The organism is Alkalibacterium thalassium, assembly GCF_900101165.1.
Lineage (GTDB): Bacteria > Bacillota > Bacilli > Lactobacillales > Carnobacteriaceae_A > Alkalibacterium > Alkalibacterium indicireducens.
The window spans coordinates 1-2661 of sequence record NZ_FNFK01000104.1 but is presented as its reverse complement, the minus strand read 5'-3'; the positions used below and the strand labels follow the sequence as shown (position 1 = coordinate 2661).

The window sequence follows — 2661 nt, the reverse complement described above, 5'->3', positions numbered from 1 at the left end:
TTCATCTTATGGAAAGCTAAATATTATGTAAAGTTAAGATCTAAATGCTAGATGTAACAAAAGATTCTTAGTAATTAACTTTGCATAATATTTTAATGATAAAGTAGTATCTAACATTATTTAGGAGGTTAAAAAATGTCCGATACTACTAATCTTACAGAATTAATTCAGCAGGCAAATCAACATTTAGTTGATTTAAAGTATTCCGAAGGAACCATTTATCAGTATAGGCTTGTCTGGAAGCATTTAATGAAATATGCAGAAACTAAAAATTACGAAAGTTTCTCATTAAAGTTAGGGGAAGATTTCCTATCAGACTATTATGGCATTAGGGAAGATATAAAACTATCATCTTCTCAAGTATTTAAGGTTAGATGCATTAAGGTTCTGGAAGAATTCCGCCAGCATAATTCGTTTCATTTATGCCATCAACGATCAGGAAGACAGGTTCCTCATCAATTTAAGAATCCTTTGGAAGAATATATTCTGCTCCAAAAGGAGCTTCGATTGTCTCATCGTACTCTTCAGGGTAAAAAGATACAGATTATTGATTTTCTAAGTTATCTTGGCAACAAAAATCTGATGGATCTAAATAATTTAATTCCTGATGATGTACTTCTTTATTTAGAAACATTAAACAAATATGCAAGTGCAACAAGGTCCGGGATTTTGTTCACTATAAGAGACTTTTTGGCTTTTCTTATTTCAAAAGGCTATACGAAATCGCCACTTAGTCACCTCTTGCCGGTTGTTTTCACAAATAAATTTGAGAGAATTCCATCCTATTATTCAATAGAAGAAATACAAAAGATACTTAAGCAGGTGGATAGGAACACTGAATTTGGGCGTAGAGATTATATAGTAATATTATTAGCCGTACAGTTGGGGATGCGTGCTGGAGATATAAGAAATTTAAAATTTGAAAACATAAAGTGGCACTTAGACACTATAGAATTTATACAGGAGAAAACCAAGAATTCAATACGGCTCCCACTAATTGACAACTTGAAATACGCCTTGATTGATTATATAAAAAATAGTCGACCCAAAACTGATGATTCTCATGTTTTTATACGCCACCGGGCTCCCTTTACCGCATTTGTAAAAGGAAATGTATTCTGGAGTAATATAAATAAATATATGGATGCCGCAGGCATCAGCATCAATAGCAGGAAGCACGGTCTCCATTCCATGAGACATAGTATGGCAAGCAACCTACTTAAGAATAACACCCCATTCCCTATTATTACAGGCGTACTAGGTCATGAAAATTCAAATACAACGAAATTGTATCTCCGTATTGATATTGAACAACTTCGAACGGTTGCATTGGAGGTGCCATATGAAAGATAGAGAAAAGAATTTCATCTTTGATGGTCCTTTTAAAGAGTATTGTCCGATGTATGTTGAATATAAACGAAATCTTGGTTATAAATTTGGAGAATCTTCACTTTATCAATTAAGGTACATGGATGATTTTTTTAAAAACTACGATATGGCCCTTTTGAGGCTGAATAAGGATATGGTCGAGGACTATGTAAGCAAAAGAGGCAATGAATCGACAAAGACTCAACATATGAGAATGAGCCTTATTAGACAATTTTCAATTTTTATGAACAGTTTAGGCTTTAATTTTTACGTGCACCCTAAAGAATTAATCCCTATTATAAAAACATTTACTCCTTATATTTTTACTCATAAAGAAATCGCCAGCATAATAAAAGTTTTAGATAGCTTGGATTATACCCCGTGTAGTAAGCATTATCACTTGATCTACCCGATGCTTTTCAGAATGTTGTACGGATGTGGATTAAGGATCAATGAGGCGCTATCATTAAAAAAGATTGATGTTGATCTAGTTAACGGGATACTAACCGTTAAAAAAGCTAAGAACAATACTAGCAGACTAGTTCCTATGTCGACATCATTACAAAATTATTGTCGACAATATGCTTCAAACATGGGATTTGATATGCACGATAATGGCTATTTTTATCCCTCACGGGATAATGGGAAATATAACAATACTCCTGTGTATGTTAAATTTAAGCATTTTATGAAGAAGGCTGGAATATTTACAGATAACGAAATTGGCCCTAGGGTTCATGATATTCGACATACTTTCGCAGTTCACGCTTTAGAAAAGATGGTACAGGACGGCCAGGACATTTATTGCGCTTTACCAATTTTATGTACCTACTTAGGACATCGGGATATTGAAAGTACAGAAAAATATCTGAGACTTACAGAAGAAGCTTATGGACAAATTATTGATTCTGTTACACCTCTTTATAGCGGAGTTTTTCCGGAGGTGAAAATCAATGAATAGTGCTGATTTTGGGAGATATTTATCTAAATACTTTTTAGAATATATCACACAAAGAACGGGATACAGTGATAACACAATTAAATCATATAGGGATACCTTTACAATTTATCTAAGATATTGTAATGAAGTTCTTCGAATTAAACCGGAAAAATTATGTTTTTCAAAGATAAGCAGGAAGATGGTTGAGGAGTTTTTAACATGGTTGGAAGATACAAAAAATTATTCTATTTCAACCAGAAATCAAAGGTTGGCAGCTTTACATGCATTCTTTCGGTATTTACAAATTGAAGCCCCACAATATATGGAATTGTGCAATTCTATATTATCAATAC

The 2661-nt window shown here is 33.3% G+C and carries 3 protein-coding genes; all 3 read left to right on the top strand.

Annotated features, from left to right (window positions below; genetic code table 11):
- Positions 1–135: 135 nt before the first annotated feature.
- Positions 136–1353, top strand: coding sequence for a site-specific integrase (locus tag BLR76_RS11400; RefSeq protein ID WP_091269024.1), 1218 nt, complete (start codon positions 136–138; stop codon positions 1351–1353).
- Positions 1343–2329, top strand: a complete 987-nt coding sequence (locus tag BLR76_RS11395; protein ID WP_091269022.1) for a tyrosine-type recombinase/integrase — start codon at positions 1343–1345, stop codon at positions 2327–2329. Before BLR76_RS11400 ends, BLR76_RS11395 begins: the two co-directional genes overlap by 11 nt.
- Positions 2322–2661 (top strand): phage integrase N-terminal SAM-like domain-containing protein (locus BLR76_RS11390; RefSeq protein ID WP_176759713.1); only part of this gene is annotated, 340 nt, incomplete at its 3' end. The genes BLR76_RS11395 and BLR76_RS11390, both read left to right, overlap by 8 nt.

Excerpts from the sequence above, each read along its gene's own strand:
- BLR76_RS11400 (WP_091269024.1), top strand. The coding sequence starts at position 136 with ATGTCCGATACTACTAATCTTACAGAATTAATTCAGCAGGCAAATCAA.
- BLR76_RS11395 (WP_091269022.1), top strand. The coding sequence starts at position 1,343 with ATGAAAGATAGAGAAAAGAATTTCATCTTTGATGGTCCTTTTAAAGAG.